The sequence below is a fragment of the Chitinophaga japonensis genome, from assembly GCF_007830125.1.
Lineage (GTDB): Bacteria > Bacteroidota > Bacteroidia > Chitinophagales > Chitinophagaceae > Chitinophaga > Chitinophaga japonensis.
In genome coordinates this window covers 1267243-1289006 of record NZ_VLLG01000002.1, presented here as the reverse complement: position 1 = coordinate 1289006, position 21764 = coordinate 1267243, and the positions used below count along the sequence as shown (strand labels likewise).

Sequence of the window (21764 nt, the reverse complement as noted above, 5' to 3'; positions counted from 1 at the left end):
ACAAATTTAACCAAAGCCTAAGCCGTGATGCGTAATTTCCCGTTAAAAGTTAGTTAAAAAAATAATAAAATATGATGATGGAATCATTTACTGGCAAGGATTTCCGCTCATTAACCAATGTCTCCCAGCACAGGCCTTAGCACCACTTCCTCCACCACGGTTTGTGCTGCCAGCGTATAGGAAGCCCATACAATGTCAGCGATGTCCTCCGGCTCCATCATCCGGTCCGGCGGCGCTTCAAAGCCTTCCCAGGAGGCCGTAAGCGTGGGGCCGGGGCTTACGGAAGTTACCTTGATATGATGCGGTTTCAGCTCTTCCCGCAGGTTCCTGGAAAATCCCAGCAGCGCAAATTTGGTAATGCTGTAAGCCCCGCCGTTAGGGTAGGCTTTATAGCTGGCGGTGGAGCAGAGGTTAAAAATGTGGCCCTGCCGCTGCGCTATCATGGCAGGCAGCAATTGCCGGGTAAGATGGTAGGCGCTGTACACGTTTACCGCCATCATATTTTCCAGCAGGCCTTCCGGCTCCTGGTGCAGCGCGCCTGGCACAAAGATGCCGGCATTGTTCACCAGTATGTCCACCGCGGGGAATGTGGCGTTGATCCTGGCGGCAAAGTCCAGCACCTGCTGCTTGTCGCCCATGTCTACGGGAATGGCCAGTACCTGCACGGCGGGGTACTGCTGCCGGATGGCCGCAGCCGTTGCTTCCAGTGTAGCGGCATTCCTGGCACAAATGGCAATGTTACAACCCTCTTTTGCCAGCTTTTCCGCAATCGCTTTTCCTATGCCTTTGCTGGCGCCTGTAATAACTGCATGCATACACAATGGTTAAAAACCGGAAAATAAGAAAAAAATACGCATATCTGCACATCCGCGCATTAGTGCGTAACTTTGCTTTCGTAATGAAGTACAAGCATATTTTCTTTGACCTGGACCACACGCTATGGGATTTTGAGACCAACTCCTACCAGACTTTACAGGAACTGTATCATCACTTTGACCTGGGCAGCCGGGGCGTGCCGTCCTTTGATGCGTTCTATAACAGCTATGTAGTGCACAATGAGCAGTTGTGGGACCGTTTCCGCAAAGGGTTCATTAACCGGAATGAGCTGCGCACCAAGCGTTTCCGTATGGCTTTGCTGGATTTCAAGATAGGGGATGAAAAGCTGGCTGCTTCCCTGGGCAGCCTGTTCCTGGAGATACTGCCCACCAAAACGGCCTTATTTCCCTACACGGCGGAAGTGCTGGGCTACCTGAAAGAAAAACAGTACCCGCTGCACATGATCACCAACGGCTTTGAGGAAACGCAATTGCAGAAGATGCGCAATGCAGGCATTGACCATTACTTTACGCATATCATTACCTCGGAAGTGGCTGGAAGCCTGAAGCCTTACCGGGAAATATTTGATTTTGCCGTTACCCGGGCGGCGGCTACTGTTACGGACTGCATCATGATAGGGGATGCGCTGGACCTGGACATTGCCGGTGCGCATAATGTGGGCATGGACCAGGTGTATTTCAACCCGAAGATACCGGCTACCGGTATACAGCCTACGTACACGATCTCCTGCCTGAGCGAGCTGAAAACGATATTCTGATAGCAGGAAACAGGAAGTAAAAGCCACAAGCCTCAGATCATACTAAAGGGTATGCCTGAGGCTTGTGTTTTTATAGATATAATAGCATACTGCCTAGCTTTCCTTGCGGGCGGCAGGCGCCGGTTGCGCAGCGGGCTCTTTTTTTGCTGCTTTGGCGGCAGCGGCGGCGCGCAGGCTGGCGGTTTTGGTAGGCTGCATACAGCAGGCTTTTCCTTTGGCGGTCTGCTCCTTTTTGCAGCAGGCTTTCCCGTCTTTTTTGCAGCAGGCCTTTTCCGCGGGTTTGTCCTGGGCCAAGGCCGCGCTGCTGATCAGCAGTACGGTAGCCAGGCTGAGAAATATTGGTTTCATTTGTATCAGGTTTATCTTACGGGTTACTAAAGATAATGTTTTTACAGTTGCGCGATCACGGTTTGCCCGCCTTTTACGGTTTGTTCCAGCGCTACTTTTACCGGGGTGCCCGGCGGCAGGAAAATATCCACCCGGGAGCCGAATTTGATAAAGCCCAGCTCTTCGTTCTGCTTTACCTGCTGGCCGGCCTTCAGGTAGTTGACAATACGCCGGGCCAGTGCGCCGGCTATCTGCCGTACTAGTACGTCGGCCTTTTCATTGCCGATCACCACGGTGTGCCGTTCGTTTTCCGTAGATGATTTGGGATGCCAGGCTACCAGGTATTTGCCGGCATGGTACTGCGACAGCTTTACCTCCCCGCTGATGGGGTTCCGGTTTACGTGCACATTGGCAGGGCTCATGAAGATGGATACCTGCAGGCGCTTGTCCTTGAAATACTCCGGCTCATAGGTCTCTTCTATTACCACTACCTTGCCGTCGCAGGGTGAAATGACCAGGGACTCGTCCTCGTTCATTTTCCGGAGCGGAATGCGGAAGAAGGAAACAATGAAAAGGAACAGGATCACGGACACGATCAGGAAGCCCCAGCTAAAAGCCGGTAAATGCCCGAGAAAATAAAATACAGCCACATTGAGCAATGCCAGCACCACCAGGGTGAGTAGAATGGTGCCCAATCCTTCTCGATGGATCTTCATGTTGTTTGTCGGTTTATTTGCTTTTTAGGTTTATCAGTATACGAAGGTAGTATAATTACGAATCTGCTTTGGAATGCGGCAATTAATAATTCGTAATTTATTTGTTATCAGGCTATCATAAAAGACTGTACGTAAAGCCAGGCAAAGGGGGCCGCCAATAGCAGTGAATCAAAACGGTCCAGGAAACCGCCGTGCCCGGGCATGATATTGCCGGAGTCCTTTACGCCGGCCATCCGCTTCAGCTTGGATTCCAGCAGGTCGCCCGCAGTGCCGAACACGGCTGCAATACCTGCCAGCGCTAGCCAGTGCTGCAGGTCCAGCCACTGCCGCCCCCAGTAATAGCCAAATATGCCGGCCACCGCAATGGCCAGCACCATGCCCCCCACGGAGCCTTCCGTGGTCTTTTTAGGGGAAATGGCCGGGAAGAACGGCGTTCGTCCTATCAGGGAGCCGATGATATAAGCCATGGTATCATTGATCCAGATAAAGCAGATCAGCAAAAGCGGGATCATCCAGCCCGGCTGCATGCCGGTGGAGCTACCGGTAAAACGGATGACGCCGGCGCTCAGCCGCATGTCTATCAGCAGGCCCAGGGACAGCGTGATATAGAGCAGGCCCAGGGCGGAATAACCAATGTTCTTCAGGGAAAAGTCCTTGCCCAGCAGGATCTCGCCCATGGGCAGCACCAGCAGGAAGATAACGGCCAGCCACCATCCCATAAAGCCCAGGGAGATGCCGGTAGTACCGAAGGACTCGCCGGTAAAAGCCATTATAATAGCGCAGCTTGCCACCAGCACTCCGTAGCGGTGCCAGCCGGACACCTCGCGGTAGCCGGTATCGATAGCGCGCACCAGCTTAAAGTACTCCTGTAAGGCAAAGAAGTTTACCAGGAAAAACAGCAGGAAAAAGGTAAAAGGGCTCCATAAAATACCCCCCAGCATCACTGCCACAAATACCAGCGCGGAGGCGGTGCGGGTGAAAAAAGTCTTCATTGTTAAAATTTAATATGAGTTTTTGAAGTAAGAAGTACGAGGTAAGATGTATGAAATGGCAGGCATCCTATTTCCTGCTTCTTACTTCCTTTCTCCTATTAACTCCAAAGCCTGCGCCTGCTGTGATACATGCACGTACACTTCTGCCAGTCCCGGCAGGGCCTGTACGTAGGAAGAGTCCTGCCGGTTCAGCAATACGGCGTTGATGCCGTTTTCCAGCAACAGGCCCTTTACGATCTCTGCTTCAAAGGGCCGGTCTGTTGCGAATACTTTGATCCAGTCTTTTTCCATTTATTCCGTGTTTGTTGGTTGTTCCGGCAATTTAGCACGTTTGCGCAACACCCACAAAAGCGAAAGCGTGACCAGTAGGCTGATCAGGCCTATGTACCAGGAGGTGGTGCCTGTTTTGGCCGGATCTTCCGTGATCACTTTTACCTGGTACAGGTACACCGCCATCACCTGTATGCCGTTTACCAGGAAGTGCCCGGCGATAGACAGCCACAGGTTGCCGCTCAGCAGGTAAATGGATCCCAGCAGGAAGCCCAGCAGCAGGCGGGGCACAAAGCCCAGCAGTTGCATGTGTATGGCGCTGAAAAGTATGGAGGTGATCAGTACGGCCAGCCAGGGGAGCTTTACCATTTGTGTGAAAAGCCGCTGCAGCACGCCCCGGAAGAATAGCTCCTCTGCAATGGCGGGGAGCACGGCTATCAGCAGCAGGTTTATCAGCAGGTCTGTTACCCGGGGCATCTGCAGCATGCGCTCTACCAACTGGTCTGCCTGCTCTTCCATTTGCCGCATGGATGCCGGCACATCCCAGCTCCGGTTCCATTCTGCCGTAAGGTCTACGGCCCACAGTGAGCAATACATGATCAAAATGGATAATATTACAGGCAGCGCCCGCGGCCGTTTATGCAGGCCCAGCCAGGCCGCCGGCTTTGGATCGGTGAGATAGGCAAAGAGGAGGGCGGGCACTAAATAAACTATCAAAGTGTATAAAAATTGTACTAATTTCAAATAGCCGATAACTTTAGGACCGGTGGCGCCGCTACTCTGCAGTTGTTCGATGGTATAACCGCTCAGCGCAGGGAACCCGGTGTACAGGAAAGTACCATAAAGCAACATAAAGCCGATAAAGATCCCAAGAAAGGTGGCAAATTGTATGGAAGGGGAAGACTGTTTAAGATAGCCGGTCATAGATGTTAGCTGTATTAAATTTGCGTAAATTTACAGCGCTAAAACCAGTTGGCAATAGTTTACTGACCTATAACCCTGCAGCTACTGAATTATATTAAAAAAAGATGATAAGGATTGCAGGTGAACATTTGCCGCCTCCGGCTGTTTTTGAAAGAGTAGCAGCGGGAGAATAAAAAGATTTCAAACAACAAATCAGTAACTTATAAAGCACTGGCAGGATCAGACATTAAACAGATGAAACCGGGCATGATAAACAGTTCTCGCACATGGACATGTAAATGCGAGGTTCCATCTGGCCGTTGAAAAGACGAATATTAACAGATGAAATGGTAGATTGTAACGTTTACGGGTAAACCCCAAATTCACGTTTACTAAAAATTACTTTCACATGGCCACATTTAAAAACCTGAAAAACGAAGTCTGGAAAGACTTGCAGATCAAAAACAAATCTGCCTTGCGCAAGCGATATGCCGTGTCTAACATGGGGAGGGTTGTCAGTTACAACGAGAAGATAGAGGATGGCAAGCTATTATCCGGCTCTACCGTGGAAGGATACACTGTTCTGAATGTAAAACCGGCAGATAGCTATCAGTCGCTGTACCTGCACCGGGAGGTAGCCAAGCTGTTCAACAAGCGCCCGGGACGTTCCTATAAATACGTAATACACCTGGACTACGATAAAAAGAACAACAAAGCGTCCAACCTGCGCTGGGCCACCAAAGAGGAAATGGAAAAGCACCAGCAGAAAAGCCCGGCCAAGCTGGCTTACAAGGAAAAGCAGCGCAACCGCCTGAAGGGGCTGAAGCTGAACGTAAACAAGGTGAAAAGTATCAAACGCCTGCTGGCCAAGCCCGGCAAGCGCACCATGAAACAGATCGCAGAGCAGTTCGACATCAGCGAAATGCAGTTGTACCGCATCAAGAGCGGCGAGAACTGGAGCCACGTAAGTCTGGATTAAAGCCTGGCTTTCCAGGAATGATCATAAATGATGTTGTCTGACTAAGGCCATACTGCCCCGTTTTACGGCGGGACGGATGGCCTTAGTTAATTTCCGCGCATTATATTTTACTTTTGTCCAAATCAAAAAGAGGATATGTCAGCCAAGAAAATTGCCATCATAGGAGGAGGTAACCTGGGATCAGCGATTGCGCAGGGGGTGCTGAAAAGCGGATTTGTCAGCGCATCAGATATCATTATCACCAAACGTAATCTTGCCACATTAGCCGGCCTGCAGCAGCAGGGCGTGCAGGCGGAAACGGATAACGCACGCGCCATTGCCGCGGCAGACGTGATCATTGTAGCATTAAAGCCCTATAACGTAAAAGAGGTGCTCAGCCAGTTCAAAAGCGCTTTTGACCCCACCCGGCAGATGCTGGTAAGCGTAGTGACCGGGGTAAGCATGGACGAGCTGGAGCAGATAGCCGGTAAAGGCATGCCGGTGGTAAGGGCCATGCCCAATACCGCCATTGCCATACAGGAGTCCATGACCTGCATCTGCCACCGGAACACTACGGCGGAACAGGCGGTATGGATCAAGGAGCTGTTTGACCAGCTAGGCGTGACCGTAAGCATAGATGAAAAGCTGATGGACGCGGCCACCGTACTGGGCGCCTGCGGCATTGCCTATGCGCTGCGCTTTATACGGGCCAGCATACAGGGGGGCATTGAAATAGGCTTTGACGTGCAGACGGCCAACCTGATTGCCGCACAAACCGTGAAAGGAGCCGCCGCCCTGCTGATCAGCGGCAACCGGCACCCGGAAGAGGAAATAGACAAGGTAACCACGCCCAAAGGCTGCACCATTGCCGGCCTGAATGAAATGGAGCACCAGGGCTTCAGCTCTTCACTAATAAAGGGAATCACCGTTTCTTATAACAAGATCGTGAAGGGATAAGAAATTCCAAACTCCAAATCCCAAATTCCAAGTTCCAAATCCCAAATTCCAAACAGGAACACAGATGCTTCAACTAAATGCAGCCTGATTTTACTTTTGACGCACTTCCGCTGTTTGGAATTTGGGATTTGGAACTTGGGATTTCCCCGTTGGGATTTGGAGTTTTCAGACCATCTCCTGTTTAGGGTAGTCAAAAAAGAGGAACTTCTTGTGGCCCCGGTCAAAATCTTTCCAGGAGGAAATATCGGCTTCCACGGCAAAGATGCCGGCGGTAGGCACATTGTCTATCCGGATCTCTTCGGTCAGGTAGTTGGCAAAATCGGTGATGCCCGGGTTGTGGGCAAAAATGGCGACTACGTCAAAATCATCGTCAATTTTGGTGATCACTTTCAGGAAGGTAGAAGCGTAGCACAGGTACAATTCTTCTTCCAGCAGGATGGCCTCTTTGGGATACTTCCACTCCCGGGCCATGATCTTGGCGGTAGTGCGCGCGCGCTTGGCGGGACTGGAGATGATCAATTCCGGTACCATTCCCTTGTGCATCAGCCGGCCGGCCATTTCAGGAGCATTCTGTTTGCCGCGTTTGTTCAGGGGCCTGTCGAAGTCATCCTGGTCAGGGTCGTTCCAGCTCGATTTTGCGTGGCGGATGAGGAGCAATGTTTTCATCTGTCATGCAGGTTTCATATGCTGAAAACCATTAATAACCATAACGAAAATACGGATTTTCAGTATTAGCAGAAAGTTAAAGCCTTACTGCAATCCGGCAGCCAGCCGCAGCGCGATTTAAAATAAAATTAACACGCAGTAGTTGCGGAAGTAATATTACTTATTCTTGGAATATGTGAAGCAGGCCCCTTGATCAATAGCCCCGCTCATTCCTGCCCTCCATGTAGTTCATAAAAGCCTTGTTCACCACGCGGTTACCGCCCGGCGTAGGATAGTTGCCGGTAAAGTACCAGTCGCCCAGGTTATTGGGGCAGGCTTTGTGCAGGTTCTCAATGGACTGGTAGATCACGTCTACTTTGGCATTGATCCCTGCGGGGGTGATGATCTCGGCTATTTTGGCGGACAGCTCTTCCGGCGTAAAGGGCTTGTAGATGTTGCGCACCACGTTCTGCGCATGCAGGGTGTTGGTACGCTGCAGCTCCTTGCACAGGCCATAGGCTTCCTGCAGGATGTATTCCTTGCCCTGTTCCTTCAGCAGGGCAATGGCGGCCTGGAAAGCCACGAAATCGCCCATTTTGCTCATGTCTATGCCATAGCAGTCCGGGTAGCGGATCTGGGGGGCGGAGGAAATGATGATAATGCGCTTCGGTCCCAGGCGGTCCAGCATTTTGATAATGCTTTCGCGCAGGGTGGTGCCGCGCACAATGGAGTCGTCTATCACGGCCAGGGTGTCAATGCCGGGCCGTACGGTGCCGTAGGTGATGTCATATACGTGCTGCACCATTTCATTACGGCCGGCATCTTCGGCAATAAAGGTGCGCATTTTCACGTCCTTGATGGCGATCTTGTCTATACGTACCCGGCGGTTCACCATTTCGGTGAGCCTGGCCTCGTCATAGTCCTTGCCCCAGGAAAGGATGCGTTCCACCTTAATGCGGTTCAGGTAGTCTTCCATGCCTTTTATCATGCCGTAGAAAGCTACTTCTGCGGTATTGGGTATAAAGGAGAAGATGGTATTGCGCAGGTCGTTGTCAATGGCTTTCAGCACGGTTTCGGACAGGTTGTAGCCCAGGCCGGACCGTTCCTTGTAGATCTTTTCATCGTTGCCGCGGGAAAAGTAGATCCGCTCAAAGCTGCAGGCTTTGCGCTCCTGCGGCTCCAGTATCTGCTCTATGCTGTACTCCCCGTCGTTCTTAACAATGAGGGCATTGCCGGGCATCAGCTCCAGCACCTCGTTCTCGCCCACATTGAAGGCGGTACGAATGGCGGCCCTTTCGGAGGCGGCTACGATCACATCATCGTTAATATAGTAGTAGGAGGGGCGTATGCCATGGGCATCGCGCATAACAAAAGCATCGCCGGTGCCGATGAGGCCGCACACATGGTAGCCCCCGTCAAACATGGAGAAGGCCTGCCGGAGGATATGCTTTACATCCAGCCCGTTGCGGCGCACCTCGTCTTCCTGGCAGAGGAAGTGATGCACTACTTCCAGCATGGCGGCCAGGTCGCTGTTGCGGTGCACTTCACCGGGATCTACGTTCACAAACCGGAACAGCTCGTCGGCATTCACCAGGTTAAAGTTGCCGGCAAGGGTAAGATTGCGTGCAGGAATGGTATTATAGCGGACAAAGGGGTGGCAGAGCTCTACATTGTTCTTGCCCTGGGTGGCGTAGCGCAGGTGCCCCATCAGCAGTTCGCCAAGGAAGCGCACGTGCCCTTTCATGAGGCCCGGGTATTTGGTGATCTCGGGCTGGTATTTTTCAATTTCCTGTATCTCGTCGCGGATCTTGCCGAAAATATCGCCGATGGCTTGCGGTGCGCTGCTGCGCATGCGCTGCATAAACGGCACACCGGGTTCCGTGTTGAGCTTTACAGTGGCTATACCCGCCCCATCCTGGCCACGGTTATGCTGCTTTTCCATCAGCAGGTACAGCTTATTGAGTCCAAAGAAAACCGTCCCGTATTTTTGTTGATAATAAGAGAATGGTTTTCTTAATCTTATGAATGCAAGGCCGCATTCATGCTTTATCGCTTCACTCATCCCGGTTTGAAATTGAAAGCGCAAAGTTACGGCTAAAAAATTCCAAATCCCAAAATCCAAATTCCAAAATAAAATGCAGGGCTACAAGTAAAGGACATTTCCCTTTAATTCAGGAGACTATCCCCGTCGTTTGGGATTTGGATTTTGGGATTTGGAATTTTCTACTGCTTGGCCGTACTGGCCAGCCAGGTGGAGATGTGGCCACAGTTCCTGTACTCATCATCCACGTGTATATAGTAGGTAGGTATCTTCTCCATCAGCCATTTGTTCACGGCCTCCCCCTGCTTTATCTGCAGGGTTCGCTGCTGTACGCGGGCATAGTCGTCCTGCAGGTTCTCCCGGTGCGGCTGGGTGCGTGTTTTCAGGTACACCAGGCGCACGGCGGTACGGCCCTGCTCGTCGGTGAACTGCACAGGGGCGGATATCTGGCCCGCCTTCAGGGTGTCCAGCATCAGCACAATATCGCGGGTGGAGGGATCGTCCAGTTGATCGATTGTGATAAAGGTGCCGCCTGTCATCCTGTTCTGCAGCATGCCGCCATCAAATTTTGCCATCTGGGCGTCGCTGTACTTGGCCACTGCTTCGCCAAAGTTGTAGCGGTGCTCCATAATGGCCGTGCGGATGGTATCCAGCTTTTTGGTGGCCAGCGCTATATCGGAGCTGGTAATGTTGGGTTTTACCAGGATATGCTGTACGGTAATATGGTCGCCCTGCCGCTTCAGGCACTGTATCAGGTGGTACCCGAACTGGGTTTTCACCGGTGAGGAGATCTCTCCTTCTTTCAGGCGGAAAGAGGCCGCCAGGAAGTCAGGGTCCCAGGTGCCTTTATCGTTGCGGTTCAGGATATAAATACCTTTATTTTCCTTTACCCCCGGGTCTTCCGAATAGAGGATGGCCAGGGAGCTGAAATCGGCTTCTTTGCTTTCCACCCTTTTCCGGAAATCCAGCAGGCGGTCTACCGCGTACTGCTCCATTTCCCGGGTGGCTTTGGGCAGCACCACCAGCTGGCCTACTTCCAGCTCGGATTCATAGAACGGGAGGCTGTCCTTCGGAATGCTCTCATATTCCCGCTGCACTTCAGAGGGCGTTACCTTGATGGCGTCCACGATCTTGTCGCGCATGGCTTTGGCCAGCAGGCCTTCCCGGATGGGTTGGCGGAAACGCTCGCGTAACTGGTAGATGGAGTACCCGGTCACTTCCTTCATTTTTTCCCGGGAGCCGTAAAGGTCCTCGAAATAACGGATACGGTTCTCTATCTGGCCGTCCACGTCGGCGTCGCTGATGGGCAGGCTGTCCCGTTCTGCCTGCAGCACCATTACTTTCTGGGCAATGATCTGCTCCATAATGGTGCAGGCGGCATTGGGCGGCAGCGTATTATCCGGCGTATTACGCTGCATGTTCATTAATTCGCCGTCTATATCGGATTTCAGGATGATCTTGTCCCCAACAATGGCCGCAATCTTATCTGCCACCATTTTTTGCTGCGCCGCAGCTGTTTGCCACAGCAGCAGGACCCCTGCAGATAATGCCAAAAATTTGTTCATACTAACGAATGCAGTGTGTTTCATGCGCGGTTTCAAAAATAACCAATAAACCAGCGGCAGTAGTGCATCCTGCCGGTTTTAACAAAACTTTATTACACTAAAAATATATAAAGCAACGAAGCCGAAAGCTTGTGCAACAGGTTGTTACGGCTTTCAGCTTCGTTGCTTTATGCTTTTGGCTTTACAGTGTACGTTTTACTTCCACTTCCTCAAATCCTTCCACTATATCGCCTACTTTGAGATCGTTGTAGTTCCTGATACTTAAACCGCACTCCATGTTGGACACTACTTCTTTCACGTCGTCCTTGTAGCGTTTCAGGGAGCCCAGCTCGCCGGAGTAGATCACGATACCCTCGCGCACCAGGTTTACCCTGGTATTGCGGGTAAGCTTACCATCCAGCACAAAGCAGCCGGCTACGGTCACCTTGTCGAAGCGGTAGGTTTCGCGTACTTCCACGTTGGCCACTACCTTCTTCTCTATTTTCGGCTCCAGCATGCCTTCCATGGCGCTCTTCAGCTCGTCTATGGCGTCGTAGATGATGGAGTAGGTACGTATCTCGATGTTCTCTTTCTCTGCCAGCTTGGCGGCCTGTGAAGACGGGCGCACCTGGAAGCCCACAATGATGGCGTCTGAAGCAGTAGCCAGCAGTACGTCCGATTCGGTGATCTGGCCTACGGCCTTGTGCACCACGCTGATGGCTATCTCCTCGGTAGACAGTTTCTGCAGGGAGTCGCTCAGCGCCTCTACGGAACCGTCAAAGTCACCTTTGATGATGATATTCAACTGTTTGAAGTTGCCCAGCGCCAGGCGGCGGCCAATTTCATCCAGCGTAATGTGCTTCTTGGTGCGGATGCCCTGTTCGCGGATGATCTGCGCGCGGCGGTTGGCCACATCCTTGGCTTCCGCCTCGTCTGCGTACATCTTGAACTTCTCACCCGCCTGCGGGGCGCCGTTGAGGCCCAGCAGCTGCACCGGTGCGGAGGGGCCGGCTTCGTTGATCCGCTGGCCGCGTTCATTGAACATGGCCTTGATCTTACCATAGAAGGCGCCGCTCACGATGGTGTCTCCCTGGCGCAGGGTACCGTTCTGTACCAGGCCGGTGGCCACATAGCCGCGGCCTTTGTCCAGGGATGCTTCTATGATGCTGCCGGAGCCTTCGCGTCCGGGGTTGGCCTTCAGCTCCAGCAGTTCTGCTTCCAGCAGTATTTTTTCCAGCAGCACGTCGATGTTCAGACCGCTTTTGGCAGAAATTTCCTGGCTCTGGTATTTACCGCCCCAGTCTTCCACCAGCAGGTTCATCTGTGCCAGCTGTTCCTTGATCTTTTCAGGATTGGAGCCTTCCTTGTCCACTTTGTTGATGGCAAACACCATGGGCAGCCCGGCTGCCTGTGAGTGGGAGATGGCCTCACGCGTCTGGGGCATGATGGCGTCGTCCGCTGCAATCACGATCACGGCGATGTCGGCTACCTTGGCACCGCGGGCACGCATGGCCGTAAAGGCTTCGTGACCAGGGGTATCCAGGAAGGTGAGCTTTTTACCGTTGGCCGTAGTTACCTGGTAGGCCCCGATGTGCTGGGTAATGCCCCCTGCCTCACCGGCTACCACGTTGGCGTTACGGATATAGTCCAGCAAAGATGTTTTACCATGGTCTACGTGACCCATGATGGTCACAATAGGCGCTCTTGGCACCAGGTCCTCTTCTGCATCCTCTTCTTCTTCTTCTTCCACTTCCTCCACGTCGTCCAGGCCAATGAATTCCACTTCGTAGCCAAATTCGCCGGCTACCAGTTCTATCACCTCTGCGTCCAGGCGCTGGTTGATGGATACCATGATGCCCAGGCCCATACATTTGGAGATCACTTCTGCAAAGCTTACGTCCATCAGGTTGGCCAGCTCGCTCACGGAAATAAATTCCGTTACCTGCAGCTTGTTGTCCTCTGCATTTTGGTTGGCCATCTGTTCCGCCAGCTCGTTACGTTTGTCGCGGCGCTGTTTGGCTTTGGTGCCTTTGCCGCGTCCACCGCCACCCAGCTTGGCCATGGTTTCCTTGATCTTGTTCTGGATCTCGTTCTTATCAATTTCTTTATCCTCCTGGCGTTTGTCGCGTCCAAATCGGTCGCGGCCTGTTCCGCGTCCACCACCACCGGGTCCGCGTCCGCCGGGCCCACGGTTGGGCGCTGCATGCGGGCGGCTGGGGCCTTGTCCGGGCGGGCGGTTGCCGCCCCCTTGTCCGCGGTGGCCTCCCTGTCGGTTGTCGCCGGGGCGGTTGCCGCGGGTGGCCGGTGCGCCGGCCCCATCGCGTTTATCGTCCTTGGAGAAGTCTTTCGGTTGTATAGGCTCCGGTTTCTTTTCGATGATGATACGCTTGCGTTTGCGCTTTTCATCATTCCGGTTGCCTTTGTTATCGCGCCGGTCGGACTGTACGGGCAGGTTGATCTTGCCGATCACCTTGGGCCCGGTCAGTTTTTGCGCCTGTATGTTCTCGATCACATTGTTACCGTTTTCATCCTGCTCGGCATCCTGGGGCGCCTGCGGCTTTTCTTCCGTTGCGCCAGGTTCGTTGCCTTTGGCCGCCACCGGTTCGGGTGCGGCTTCCGGCGCAGGCTTTGCGGTCGCTGTGGGCTTTTCTTCCCTGGGCGGCGCAGGCGGCTGGGCAGCAGGTTTTTCCGTTGCTTCCGGTGCGGCAGGTTTTTCTTCCTGCGGGGCCGGGGCCTTTGTTTCAGGTTTTGCGGCAGCAGGGGCGGGAGGCGCAGGTTTTTCTTCCTTCACCTCTTTGGTTTCCGGTGCTGTGGCTTCCGGTTGTACGGAAGGCTGGGGTTTGGGCTGGGCTTTTTCCTCCGCGGGTTCCTCCTTTTTAACAGCAGGTTTTCTACCCTGGAGCGCGTCCAGATCTATGGTTGCCACCACTTTAGGTCCGTTTAGTCGGGGTGTTTCTGGTTTCCTTACTTCAGCCGGTTGTTCGGCTGCTTCTGTTTTAGGCGGCTCTTGCGCTGCTACAGGCGGTACTTCCGGTTGTTCGGCCGCTTTAGCGGGCCGTGGTTCCGGTGCCGGTTCCTGTTTCGGTTTTTCAGCCGGGGGCGGTGTTGCTTCTTCCGGAGCGGGTTCTTCTTTTTTGGCCGCTTCTTTCTTCTTGCTTGCTGCTTCTGCCGCTTCCTTCTCCTTTTTCTTCATTGAGTCTAACACGCTTCCTTTGGGCAGGGCTATCTGGTCGCTTTTGCGTTTATTAGCCTTGTCCTGCTGGAATTCCGACTGCAGGGCTGCATACATTTCAGCCGTCAGGCGGGCATTGGGCGAGCCAAAGCCGTCTGTAGAATAGCCCTTATTGCCAAGGAACTCGATGAGTGTATCCTTGCCAATATTGAACTCCTTGGCGGCAGCCAGCAATCTGGGTGTGTTGTTTGTTACTTCGGGCATATTAAAATTATCTCGGGCCTCCCCTTTTATCCGCCGGAGGCGGATTCCATTTTTTACATTTAAAAATAACGCAAATATATTCATTCCATGCTAAGCGAACCCTGATCCTGGGAAGGTTTCCGGACGGGGTACGCTATTCCTTGTCGAATTCCTCCTGTAATATTCTTCTAACGTCTCTTACGGTTTCTTCTTCCAGATCGGAGCGGCGCACCAGTTCTTCCGTGGTAAGATCCAGCACGCTGCGCGCCGTATCGCAGCCAATGCGTTTCAGTTCATCGATGATCCATTCTTCAATTTCGTCTGCAAATTCTTCCAGGTCCACGTCAAATTCCGCCTGTTCCATTTCTTCATCGCGGAACACGTCAATTTCATATCCCGTCAATTCGCAGGCCAACTTTATGTTGACGCCTTTTTTACCGATGGCCAGGGATACCTGGTCGGGTTTCAGGTAAACGGCGGCGTACTTGTTCTCATTATCTACCTCCTGGCGGCTGATCTTAGCGGGTGTTAAGGCGCGCTGAATAAGCAACTGGATGTTGGCAGTATAGTTAATGATGTCAATGTTCTCATTCCGGAGCTCTCTTACGATACCGTGAATGCGGCTGCCTTTCATACCTACGCAGGCGCCTACGGGATCGATACGGTCATCATAGGATTCTACGGCTACCTTGGCTCTTTCGCCCGGTTCGCGTACGATCCTCCTGATCACGATAAGCCCGTCAAAGATCTCCGGCACCTCAATTTCCAGCAATTTAGCCAGGAAGGAAGGATGTGTACGGGAGAGAATGATGAGGGGAGCATTGTTTTTCAGTTCCACTTTCTTAACAACCGCCCTTACGTTCTCTCCTTTTTTGAAATAGTCGGTCGGAATTTGTTCAGATTTAGGCAATATTAATTCATTCCCTTCATCATCCAATAATAAAACTTCTTTTTTCCATACCTGGTATACCTCTCCTGTCACAATTTCACCTACGCGGTCGGCATATTTCTTTACCAGGATGTTCTTTTTCAGGTCTCCTATGCGAGCAGACAGGGTTTGTTTGGCAGCCAGGATAGCCCTGCGGCCAAAGTCCTGGATCTCTACTTCCTCGTACAGGTCTTCCCCTACCTGGTAGTCCGGTTCTACTTTAATGGCGTCAGAATAGGCGATCTGGGCGTTTTCATCCTCCACTTCTCCATCTGCTACTATAGTGCGGCGGCGCAATATTTCCAGGTCGCCTTTCTCAGTATTTACAATAACGTCAAAGTTCTCATCAGAGCCATATTTTTTACGCAGGAGTGTCTTGAACACATCTTCCAATACCTTCATCAGCGTTGGGCGGTCAATATTTTCCGCCTCCTTAAACTCCGTGAATGACTCAATCAGATTAATACTAGCCATTGTTTTGGTAATTAATATTTAAAACACGATGCACACAATGGTGTGCTTGATTTCAGTAAAAAGTATATCTGTTTGTTTTTTTTGATCCTTTTTCTTGCCCAGCGTCTCTTCCAGGGTGATTTGCGTATCGGTCACGGCCAGGAGTGTGCCTTCCTTCACAGTTCCGTCCAGCAGGGTTGTCTCCACCTTGCGGCCGATATTCTTCAGGTACTGCCGGTGGAGCTTTAGCGGCTCATCCAGGCCGGGCGAAGAAACTTCCAGCGAAAAGTTGTTGTCAGGAAATAAACCTGCGGCTTCCAGTTGTGCATACAAGGCGCGGTTCAATTGCACCAATTTCTCTACCGGCACGCCTTTGTCCCCGTCCACAAAGACTTTCACATTATTGGTGGGTTTTATCCTCACTTCTACCAGGAAATAACCCGGGTCCAGGGATAGCAGCTCTTCTGTGAGCTGCCGGATAGATGCGATCACTTGTTCGTTTACCATACAAAATACGAGAAGGGGACCGGTATCGTCCCCTTCGTTTGAATCATTTTCCAATGCAAAATTAGGATTTTATTTTGATCCAAAAACTATTTATTTAACTTGTATTAAATATTTACAGCAATGGAAAAGCCCCGGGAGTACAGATTGAAAAATGTTTTAATACATTTGGGTTAACGGAATGCGTACAACCGTTTTTTATATAAAACATTTCAATATCGAGTTGCTGATCTGGCCGCTGGGACTGCTGGCTTTATATTTTATGGACCCTGCCGGCAACGGGCCGAGCCTTTGCCCGTTGAAGTGGATGGGAATTTCCTGGTGCCCCGGCTGCGGGCTGGGACATGCCATTCACTACCTGCTGCACGGCCAGTGGGCGGCATCCTGGCAAGCCCATCCGTTGGGCGCATTTGCGTTGGGGGTACTGCTGTACCGGATCCTGCAGTTGGCCAGGCAACAAATTCAGCTATTTCACGTGAAATAATTTCATCATTTAAAAAAACAATCCCCTTATGAACGATCTCTCTTTTGCCTATTTACCCGGTGTGCAGCAGGAAGAGCTGCTGTGGCTGCAGGAACTGACCAAAAACTGCGCGCCGGATGAAAAACAGAAATTCCTGGCGGTATACCAGGGTCGGCGGAAGGACCCGCAAACCATCCTCATCTGCTGCCTGATAGGGCTGATAGGTCCGGCTGGCATACACCGGTTCATTATGGGCCAGATAGGCATGGGCATCCTGTACTTCTTTACCATCGGGCTGTGCCTGGTAGGTACGATCGTGGACGCCATCAACTATCACAAGCTGGCCTGGGAAACCAACAAAAAGGCCGCGATGGAGAGCGCTACTATACTGGGGTTACAGTGAGCGTTAAAGAAACCTTAAAGTGGGCGTATTTTTCTGGACCGGTAGCGGATATTCTGCTACCTTTGTCCTATGATCAAGATACTCCTTACCATTTTCCTTTTATGGCTGTTCTATAAAGTGGTATTTGATTTTATCATACCTGTGTACCAGTCCACCAAGCAAGTAAGACGGCAGATGGGCGATATACAGGAGCGTATGCGCCAGCAGTTCCAGCAACAGCAGCAGCAACAACAACAGGCTGCCCAGCAGCAGGCCCATGCTTCCCGCCAACAACGTCCCGCCGATAAAGGAGATTACATAGATTTTGAAGAAGTGAAATAGCTAACGCTACGCGGCTGGTTTAAATATATCCATAATTGTTTTGGGCGCCTGCAGATGAATGGTTTGTAACCCGACCGCTTGGGCGCCTTCAATGTTGGGCAGCGTATCGTCAATAAATAATGTAGCTGCGGGATTCAGCCTGTGCTCGTCCAATATCACCTGGTAAGCTTCCTTTTCCGGTTTACGGTACCCGATAAGATGGGAATAGTATGCCTTGTTAAAAAGGGTGTCCAGGGAGGGCAGCCCCCGGCTTTCCAACAGCATCCGGTTGAATTTTTCCAGGTGTATAGCGTTGGTATTGCTTAGCAGGAACGTGTCATAGTGCTGCTGCAACTGTTGTAACAACTGCAGCCTTTGCAGGGGAAAATCCAGCAGCATGGCATTCCAGGCATCAATGATCTGTTCGTTTGTTACGGCAGGGCCTACATGCTGCCGCATGGCCTGCAGGAAGCCTGCCGGCTCCACCCGCCCTGTTTCCAGGTCGTCAAACAAGCGGGAGCCGCGAAACTGGTTGTATAAGCTGGTAAAGTCCCTTACGCCCAGCGTTTCAAAAGCCTGGTAAGTACGCTGGTAATCGATATTGAGGATCACCCCGCCCAGGTCGAAAATAATGTGCCTGATACCTTGCATGCCGTTCAAAAATATTTGTGGCTGCAAATTAATACTGTATTTTAGAAATGTACAGCACGTTATGCAATTACCTGACCGCACCCGTTTATTTACACCTTATTGCTACCTGTTGCTATTGCTGGCGGCGGCCGCCTGTAATGAAGACCTGGCCCGGATAAACCGGGTAAAGGAAGGCAGCCTGCTGGCCCGCCGGTACTGCGCGTCCTGCCATGCTTTTCCCGGTCCGGCCCTATTGGACAAAACCACCTGGGAAGAGGATGTACTGCCGGTAATGGGCGCCCGGCTGGGGATAAAAAACTATCATGGCAGCTACTACCGGGCGCCGGTACTGGCGGATACCCCGGGGGCGGTGGCCAACCTCATTGCCCCGGGTGACTGGGACCGGATCGTTGCATATTATACCACGGTTGCGCCCTGGCGTCCATTGCCGCAACGGCGGTCGCAGCCGGTGAGCAGCCAGGCCATGGCGCTGTTCACCATCCGGGAGCCGGCCTGGCAAAGGCAGGCGCCCGCCCCGCTCACCAGCTTTGTATGTATAGACACCCTGCGCCGGGACATTTGGATGGCCAATGCGCAGGACAGCTTTTTATACCGGTACAATAGCCGGCTGCAGCCTGTACAGCGTTGGCGCACAGCCAGTGTAGTGGCCGATGTAGCGCTACCTGCCGCAGCAAGCGGCAGCAGGGGCTATATTACCTGCCTGGGCACCCTTTATCCTTCTGATGCGTTAAGGGGCAGCATACAGGTGCTGGAACAGCAGGATACCCTGGAGCTATTGCCGGAGTTGCTGCGGGACCGGTTGCCCCGGCCCGTGCAGTCGCTGCCTGCAGACCTTAACGGGGATGGCCGTACCGACCTGCTGGTATGCGGTTTTGGCTTTAACAGGGGTTACCTGGCCTGGCTGGAGCTGGATACCGCCGGGCGAAAAGCCATACAGGAACACCTGCTGCTGCCACAACCCGGCGCCATCAAAGCATTTATACACGACAGCAACGAGGATGGCCGGCCTGATATATGGGTGCTGATGGGGCAGGGCGATGAAGGCATCTGGTACCTGGAGAATGCCGGCGAAGGCCGTTTTAACCCCCGCCGGGTGCTGCAGTTCCCGCCGGCATACGGCTCCAGCAGCTTTGCCTTGCAGGATGTAGACCATGACGGGCGGGAGGACATTATCTACACCTGCGGGGACAATGCGGACGACTCCCGGGTGCTGAAAGCCTACCACGGCGTATACATTTACCGCAACCTGGGCAACCAACGTTTTGAACAGGCGTATTTTTATCCCGTCAACGGCTGTTACAAGGCGATAGCCCGGGATTTTGACCTGGACGGGGATGAGGACCTGCTGACGATTTCCTTTTTTGCGGACTATGGCAACCAGCCGCAGGAGGCCCTGCTGTATTTTATGAACCAGGGCGGGTTTAACTTTACCGTGCATACTTTACCGGCGGCCAAGCTGGGGCACTGGATCTGCATGGACGCTGCCGACCTGGATGGCGATGGAGATACGGATGTGGTGCTGGGCAATTTCTCGCAGGCACCGGTAAATTTTCCGGGGCTGGGCACCCACTGGCGAAATGCCCCGCCGTTTATCGTGTTGGAAAACAATACCCATAGGTTCCGGAAAAAGCCATAAAAATTTGTGGCTAATTGAATAAAAAATAATTAATTTTGCCCTCCCCTGAAAAGGGACACCCAAAAAAGCAGATATATTTGTCCTATGTGGACGGGTCCTATAGCTCAGTTGGTTAGAGCACCTGACTCATAATCAGGGGGTCCCAGGTTCAAGCCCTGGTGGGACCACAGATGAGGACAAGAGTTACTTAGCTCTTGTCCTTTTTTATTTTGGGGAAAAGTGGCTTCTGCGGCTGATTTCGAGGATTTCCTATAGAGGTTGTCTTTAAAACTCTTCAAAAATGTTCGACAAGCCCAGGTGGGTTTGCAAACCGTTCAAGAAAAGGAATAATCTTTTGAATGAGTTGTGGATTTATTAAAAAGGTCAGGAAATCCTCCCGCTTTATATTTCTACCAATGATGTTGAATTGTCGCATTTGTTCGCCAGGAGGTTTATTTGGGGCTTACAAGTGTAATGTGCTTTACGCATATCTTCCTATATTTAACCCTTCTCCAACAAACATGCAGATCATATGACGCAATTTATCAAACGAAGCATATGTGCACTTTTTTGGACTGTTGCGGTCGTAACACCGAATATGGCGCAGCAAAAGGTACAGGAATTAGATCGTTACTTTTCAGCGCTATTTTCAACAGAACAATTTAACGGAAATGTGCTAATAGCAGAAAAAGGGAAGGTATTGTACGAACGATCTTTTGGATATGCCGATTTCTCCACCCGCAGACCCAATACCGCCTCCACTTCCTTTCCTGTGGCTTCCATTTCGAAAACGCTTACCGCTACGGCCATCCTGCAATTGGCAGATAGAGGGAAACTGCGGATCGCAGACCCCGTTCATAAATATCTGCCGGACTTCCCTTACCCCACAGTCACGATCAGACATTTGCTGTCCCATACTTCGGGCATGCCTGATCGGGAAGAACTGTTCCTTTCCGTGCTTTCAGAGCACCCGGATTCCGTTCTCAGGAATAAAGACATTGTTCCGGCCGCGGTAGCCGGTAAAGTGCCCCTGTCTTTTGCCCCCGGGGAAGACTATGAGTATAATAACGTTAATTTTGATCTACTGGCCCTTGTAGTAGAAAAAGTGTCGGGGTTGAAGTTCGGGAAATATCTTGAAAAATATATTTTTCAACCGGCCCACATGCCTCATACTTCGCTGTCTGAATTTTTAAGCAGGAAAGATAAGGACCTCTGCGAGATGTACAGGTACAGGCACACCTGGTCTACATCTATAGAAAAGCCCGATACGGTGGCCGAGTTCTACAAAGGCAATCATAATTATAACTTTGCTGGCTCAGGAGACATGATCAGTACGGCGAGGGACTTGTTTCATTACGACCAGGCTCTGTACAACGGTCATTTAGTGGGAGAGGCGATGCTGAAGGAAGCATTCTTGCCCGTAAAGCTGGCCAATGGAAAGATAAACCCGCAGCGATACGGCCTGGGATGGATGATTTGGGAAGATACCTCCCTGGGTAAAATCGTCATGCACCCCGGAGGGCTCCCTGGTCTTAACTCCATGTTGCTGAGAAATATTAGTAAGTTCCAGGTCATTATTCTGTTTGACAATACAGCCCGTGAGGTAGGCGGCATTGCGGAAAATGCACTTAAAATATTAAATGGGTCCACAGTTCCACAACCCCGCAAAAGCGGGGCCAGGCACTATGGAAGGACACTGGCAGAAAATGGCATTGTCGCAGGCAATGAAAAGCTGACACAAATAGAAAAGGATACGATTACTTATAATTTGGATGAAGACGAACTCAATTCATTAGGCTATGAATTTATGAGGAACAATATAGACAGCCTGGCCAGGGAGGTGTTTAAAACCAATGTACGGCTGTTCCCGCTAAGCTGGAATGTATATGACAGCTATGGGGAGATCCTTTTAAAGAACGGCAAAAAGGAAGAAGCCATTCAAATGTACCGTCGCTCCCTTGAATTGAACAAAGAGAATGAGAATGCCCGGAAGGTGCTGAGAGCTATTGGCAGGTAAAGCAGGATCCGTGCTGGCGCCCGGCCCCGTCCTTTGAAAGTTATAGTCTTTAAAGTGCGCTCAGCCAT

Annotated in this window: 21 protein-coding genes and 1 tRNA gene; 9 read left to right on the top strand and 13 right to left on the bottom strand. The window is 51.8% G+C overall.

The genetic code is table 11. The features are described 5' to 3' along the window. Positions 1 to 110 precede the first annotated feature (110 nt). Positions 111 to 815 carry an SDR family oxidoreductase gene (locus LX66_RS05105; protein WP_145710803.1) on the bottom strand — a complete coding sequence of 235 codons (705 nt, stop codon included), beginning with the start codon at positions 813 to 815 and terminating at the stop codon, positions 111 to 113. 83 nt (positions 816 to 898) lie between these two features. On the opposite strand from LX66_RS05105, the gene LX66_RS05100 reads away from it, so the two are divergent. Beyond that, positions 899 to 1594 (top strand): YjjG family noncanonical pyrimidine nucleotidase, encoded by a 696-nt coding sequence (locus LX66_RS05100; RefSeq protein WP_145710802.1) that lies wholly within the window; start codon positions 899 to 901, stop codon positions 1592 to 1594. Positions 1595 to 1687: 93 nt separating this feature from the next. On the opposite strand, the gene LX66_RS05095 is transcribed toward LX66_RS05100, so the two are convergent. The 5 genes from LX66_RS05095 to LX66_RS05075 all read right to left on the bottom strand — a co-directional run bounded on the left by LX66_RS05095 (position 1688) and on the right by LX66_RS05075 (position 4823). Next, a complete protein-coding gene (locus LX66_RS05095) occupies positions 1688 to 1942 on the bottom strand; it encodes a hypothetical protein (protein WP_145710801.1) in 255 nt (84 codons plus the stop codon). 41 nt (positions 1943 to 1983) lie between these two features. Continuing rightward, positions 1984 to 2637 carry a phosphatidylserine decarboxylase family protein gene (locus tag LX66_RS05090; RefSeq protein ID WP_145710800.1) on the bottom strand — a complete coding sequence of 218 codons (654 nt, stop codon included), beginning with the start codon at positions 2635 to 2637 and terminating at the stop codon, positions 1984 to 1986. Between the two features lie 107 nt (positions 2638 to 2744). Next, positions 2745 to 3629, bottom strand: a complete 885-nt coding sequence (locus tag LX66_RS05085; RefSeq protein WP_145710799.1) for a phosphatidate cytidylyltransferase — start codon at positions 3627 to 3629, stop codon at positions 2745 to 2747. Between the two features lie 81 nt (positions 3630 to 3710). After that, positions 3711 to 3920, bottom strand: a complete 210-nt coding sequence (locus LX66_RS05080) for a putative signal transducing protein (RefSeq protein WP_145710798.1) — start codon at positions 3918 to 3920, stop codon at positions 3711 to 3713. Next, complete coding sequence (locus LX66_RS05075; protein WP_145710797.1) at positions 3921 to 4823, bottom strand: CPBP family intramembrane glutamic endopeptidase; 903 nt, start codon at positions 4821 to 4823, stop codon at positions 3921 to 3923. A gap of 388 nt (positions 4824 to 5211) precedes the next feature. On the opposite strand from LX66_RS05075, the gene LX66_RS05070 reads away from it, so the two are divergent. After that, on the top strand, positions 5212 to 5781 hold the full coding sequence (locus LX66_RS05070) for an NUMOD4 domain-containing protein (RefSeq protein ID WP_145710796.1): 570 nt from the start codon (positions 5212 to 5214) through the stop codon (positions 5779 to 5781). 135 nt (positions 5782 to 5916) lie between these two features. Further along, positions 5917 to 6717 carry a pyrroline-5-carboxylate reductase gene (proC, locus tag LX66_RS05065; RefSeq protein ID WP_145710795.1) on the top strand — a complete coding sequence of 267 codons (801 nt, stop codon included), beginning with the start codon at positions 5917 to 5919 and terminating at the stop codon, positions 6715 to 6717. A gap of 165 nt (positions 6718 to 6882) precedes the next feature. On the opposite strand, the gene LX66_RS05060 is transcribed toward proC, so the two are convergent. From LX66_RS05060 to LX66_RS05035, 6 genes are all read right to left on the bottom strand, one after another. After that, the gene (locus LX66_RS05060) at positions 6883 to 7383 is read right to left on the bottom strand and encodes a SixA phosphatase family protein (RefSeq protein WP_145710794.1); all 501 of its coding nucleotides are present in this window, start codon (positions 7381 to 7383) and stop codon (positions 6883 to 6885) included. Positions 7384 to 7576: 193 nt separating this feature from the next. Beyond that, positions 7577 to 9304, bottom strand: a complete 1728-nt coding sequence (locus tag LX66_RS05055; RefSeq protein WP_244620294.1) for an amidophosphoribosyltransferase — start codon at positions 9302 to 9304, stop codon at positions 7577 to 7579. Between the two features lie 281 nt (positions 9305 to 9585). Continuing rightward, complete coding sequence (locus tag LX66_RS05050) at positions 9586 to 10968, bottom strand: peptidylprolyl isomerase (RefSeq protein WP_158642539.1); 1383 nt, start codon at positions 10966 to 10968, stop codon at positions 9586 to 9588. Between the two features lie 181 nt (positions 10969 to 11149). Further along, positions 11150 to 14383 carry a translation initiation factor IF-2 gene (infB, locus tag LX66_RS05045; RefSeq protein WP_145710791.1) on the bottom strand — a complete coding sequence of 1078 codons (3234 nt, stop codon included), beginning with the start codon at positions 14381 to 14383 and terminating at the stop codon, positions 11150 to 11152. Positions 14384 to 14516: 133 nt separating this feature from the next. Further along, positions 14517 to 15764, bottom strand: coding sequence for a transcription termination factor NusA (nusA, locus tag LX66_RS05040; RefSeq protein ID WP_145710790.1), 1248 nt, complete (start codon positions 15762 to 15764; stop codon positions 14517 to 14519). A gap of 18 nt (positions 15765 to 15782) precedes the next feature. Further along, positions 15783 to 16250 (bottom strand): ribosome maturation factor RimP, encoded by a 468-nt coding sequence (locus tag LX66_RS05035; protein ID WP_145710789.1) that lies wholly within the window; start codon positions 16248 to 16250, stop codon positions 15783 to 15785. 178 nt (positions 16251 to 16428) lie between these two features. Between LX66_RS05035 and LX66_RS05030 the strand changes: the two genes are divergently transcribed. From LX66_RS05030 to LX66_RS05020, 3 genes are all read left to right on the top strand, one after another. Continuing rightward, positions 16429 to 16731, top strand: coding sequence for a DUF2752 domain-containing protein (locus LX66_RS05030; protein ID WP_145710788.1), 303 nt, complete (start codon positions 16429 to 16431; stop codon positions 16729 to 16731). Between the two features lie 28 nt (positions 16732 to 16759). Further along, on the top strand, positions 16760 to 17113 hold the full coding sequence (locus LX66_RS05025) for a TM2 domain-containing protein (RefSeq protein WP_145710787.1): 354 nt from the start codon (positions 16760 to 16762) through the stop codon (positions 17111 to 17113). 69 nt (positions 17114 to 17182) lie between these two features. Continuing rightward, the gene (locus LX66_RS05020; protein WP_145710786.1) at positions 17183 to 17434 is read left to right on the top strand and encodes a DUF4834 family protein; all 252 of its coding nucleotides are present in this window, start codon (positions 17183 to 17185) and stop codon (positions 17432 to 17434) included. Between the two features lie 6 nt (positions 17435 to 17440). On the opposite strand, the gene LX66_RS05015 is transcribed toward LX66_RS05020, so the two are convergent. Next, entirely contained in the window at positions 17441 to 18064 is a 624-nt protein-coding gene (locus tag LX66_RS05015) for an HAD family hydrolase (protein ID WP_145710785.1), read from the bottom strand. A 61-nt stretch (positions 18065 to 18125) separates the two neighbouring features. Here LX66_RS05015 and LX66_RS05010 point away from each other — a divergent pair, with 61 nt between their 5' ends. The 3 genes from LX66_RS05010 (at position 18126) to LX66_RS05000 (ending at position 21696) form a co-directional block, all read left to right on the top strand. Beyond that, a complete protein-coding gene (locus tag LX66_RS05010; RefSeq protein WP_158642538.1) occupies positions 18126 to 19700 on the top strand; it encodes an FG-GAP repeat domain-containing protein in 1575 nt (524 codons plus the stop codon). Positions 19701 to 19793: 93 nt separating this feature from the next. Further along, a tRNA-Ile gene (locus tag LX66_RS05005) sits at positions 19794 to 19867 on the top strand. A 344-nt stretch (positions 19868 to 20211) separates the two neighbouring features. Further along, the gene (locus LX66_RS05000) at positions 20212 to 21696 is read left to right on the top strand and encodes a serine hydrolase domain-containing protein (protein WP_145710783.1); all 1485 of its coding nucleotides are present in this window, start codon (positions 20212 to 20214) and stop codon (positions 21694 to 21696) included. The last annotated feature ends 68 nt before the right edge of the window (positions 21697 to 21764 follow it).

Bases quoted from the DNA above. Each gene is read 5' to 3' on its own strand.
- LX66_RS05010 (WP_158642538.1), top strand. From the start codon at position 18,126: ATGCAATTACCTGACCGCACCCGTTTATTTACACCTTATTGCTACCTG.
- LX66_RS05055 (WP_244620294.1), bottom strand. From the start codon at position 9,304: ATGGAAAAGCAGCATAACCGTGGCCAGGATGGGGCGGGTATAGCCACT.
- LX66_RS05050 (WP_158642539.1), bottom strand. From the start codon at position 10,968: ATGAACAAATTTTTGGCATTATCTGCAGGGGTCCTGCTGCTGTGGCAA.
- LX66_RS05100 (WP_145710802.1), top strand. From the start codon at position 899: ATGAAGTACAAGCATATTTTCTTTGACCTGGACCACACGCTATGGGAT.
- LX66_RS05030 (WP_145710788.1), top strand. From the start codon at position 16,429: ATGCGTACAACCGTTTTTTATATAAAACATTTCAATATCGAGTTGCTG.
- proC (WP_145710795.1), top strand. From the start codon at position 5,917: ATGTCAGCCAAGAAAATTGCCATCATAGGAGGAGGTAACCTGGGATCA.
- LX66_RS05075 (WP_145710797.1), bottom strand. From the start codon at position 4,823: ATGACCGGCTATCTTAAACAGTCTTCCCCTTCCATACAATTTGCCACC.
- infB (WP_145710791.1), bottom strand. From the start codon at position 14,383: ATGCCCGAAGTAACAAACAACACACCCAGATTGCTGGCTGCCGCCAAG.
- nusA (WP_145710790.1), bottom strand. From the start codon at position 15,764: ATGGCTAGTATTAATCTGATTGAGTCATTCACGGAGTTTAAGGAGGCG.
- LX66_RS05020 (WP_145710786.1), top strand. From the start codon at position 17,183: ATGATCAAGATACTCCTTACCATTTTCCTTTTATGGCTGTTCTATAAA.
- LX66_RS05015 (WP_145710785.1), bottom strand. From the start codon at position 18,064: ATGCAAGGTATCAGGCACATTATTTTCGACCTGGGCGGGGTGATCCTC.
- LX66_RS05090 (WP_145710800.1), bottom strand. From the start codon at position 2,637: ATGAAGATCCATCGAGAAGGATTGGGCACCATTCTACTCACCCTGGTG.
- LX66_RS05085 (WP_145710799.1), bottom strand. From the start codon at position 3,629: ATGAAGACTTTTTTCACCCGCACCGCCTCCGCGCTGGTATTTGTGGCA.
- LX66_RS05105 (WP_145710803.1), bottom strand. From the start codon at position 815: ATGCATGCAGTTATTACAGGCGCCAGCAAAGGCATAGGAAAAGCGATT.
- LX66_RS05060 (WP_145710794.1), bottom strand. From the start codon at position 7,383: ATGAAAACATTGCTCCTCATCCGCCACGCAAAATCGAGCTGGAACGAC.
- LX66_RS05095 (WP_145710801.1), bottom strand. From the start codon at position 1,942: ATGAAACCAATATTTCTCAGCCTGGCTACCGTACTGCTGATCAGCAGC.
- LX66_RS05000 (WP_145710783.1), top strand. From the start codon at position 20,212: ATGACGCAATTTATCAAACGAAGCATATGTGCACTTTTTTGGACTGTT.
- LX66_RS05070 (WP_145710796.1), top strand. From the start codon at position 5,212: ATGGCCACATTTAAAAACCTGAAAAACGAAGTCTGGAAAGACTTGCAG.
- LX66_RS05080 (WP_145710798.1), bottom strand. From the start codon at position 3,920: ATGGAAAAAGACTGGATCAAAGTATTCGCAACAGACCGGCCCTTTGAA.
- LX66_RS05025 (WP_145710787.1), top strand. From the start codon at position 16,760: ATGAACGATCTCTCTTTTGCCTATTTACCCGGTGTGCAGCAGGAAGAG.
- LX66_RS05035 (WP_145710789.1), bottom strand. From the start codon at position 16,250: ATGGTAAACGAACAAGTGATCGCATCTATCCGGCAGCTCACAGAAGAG.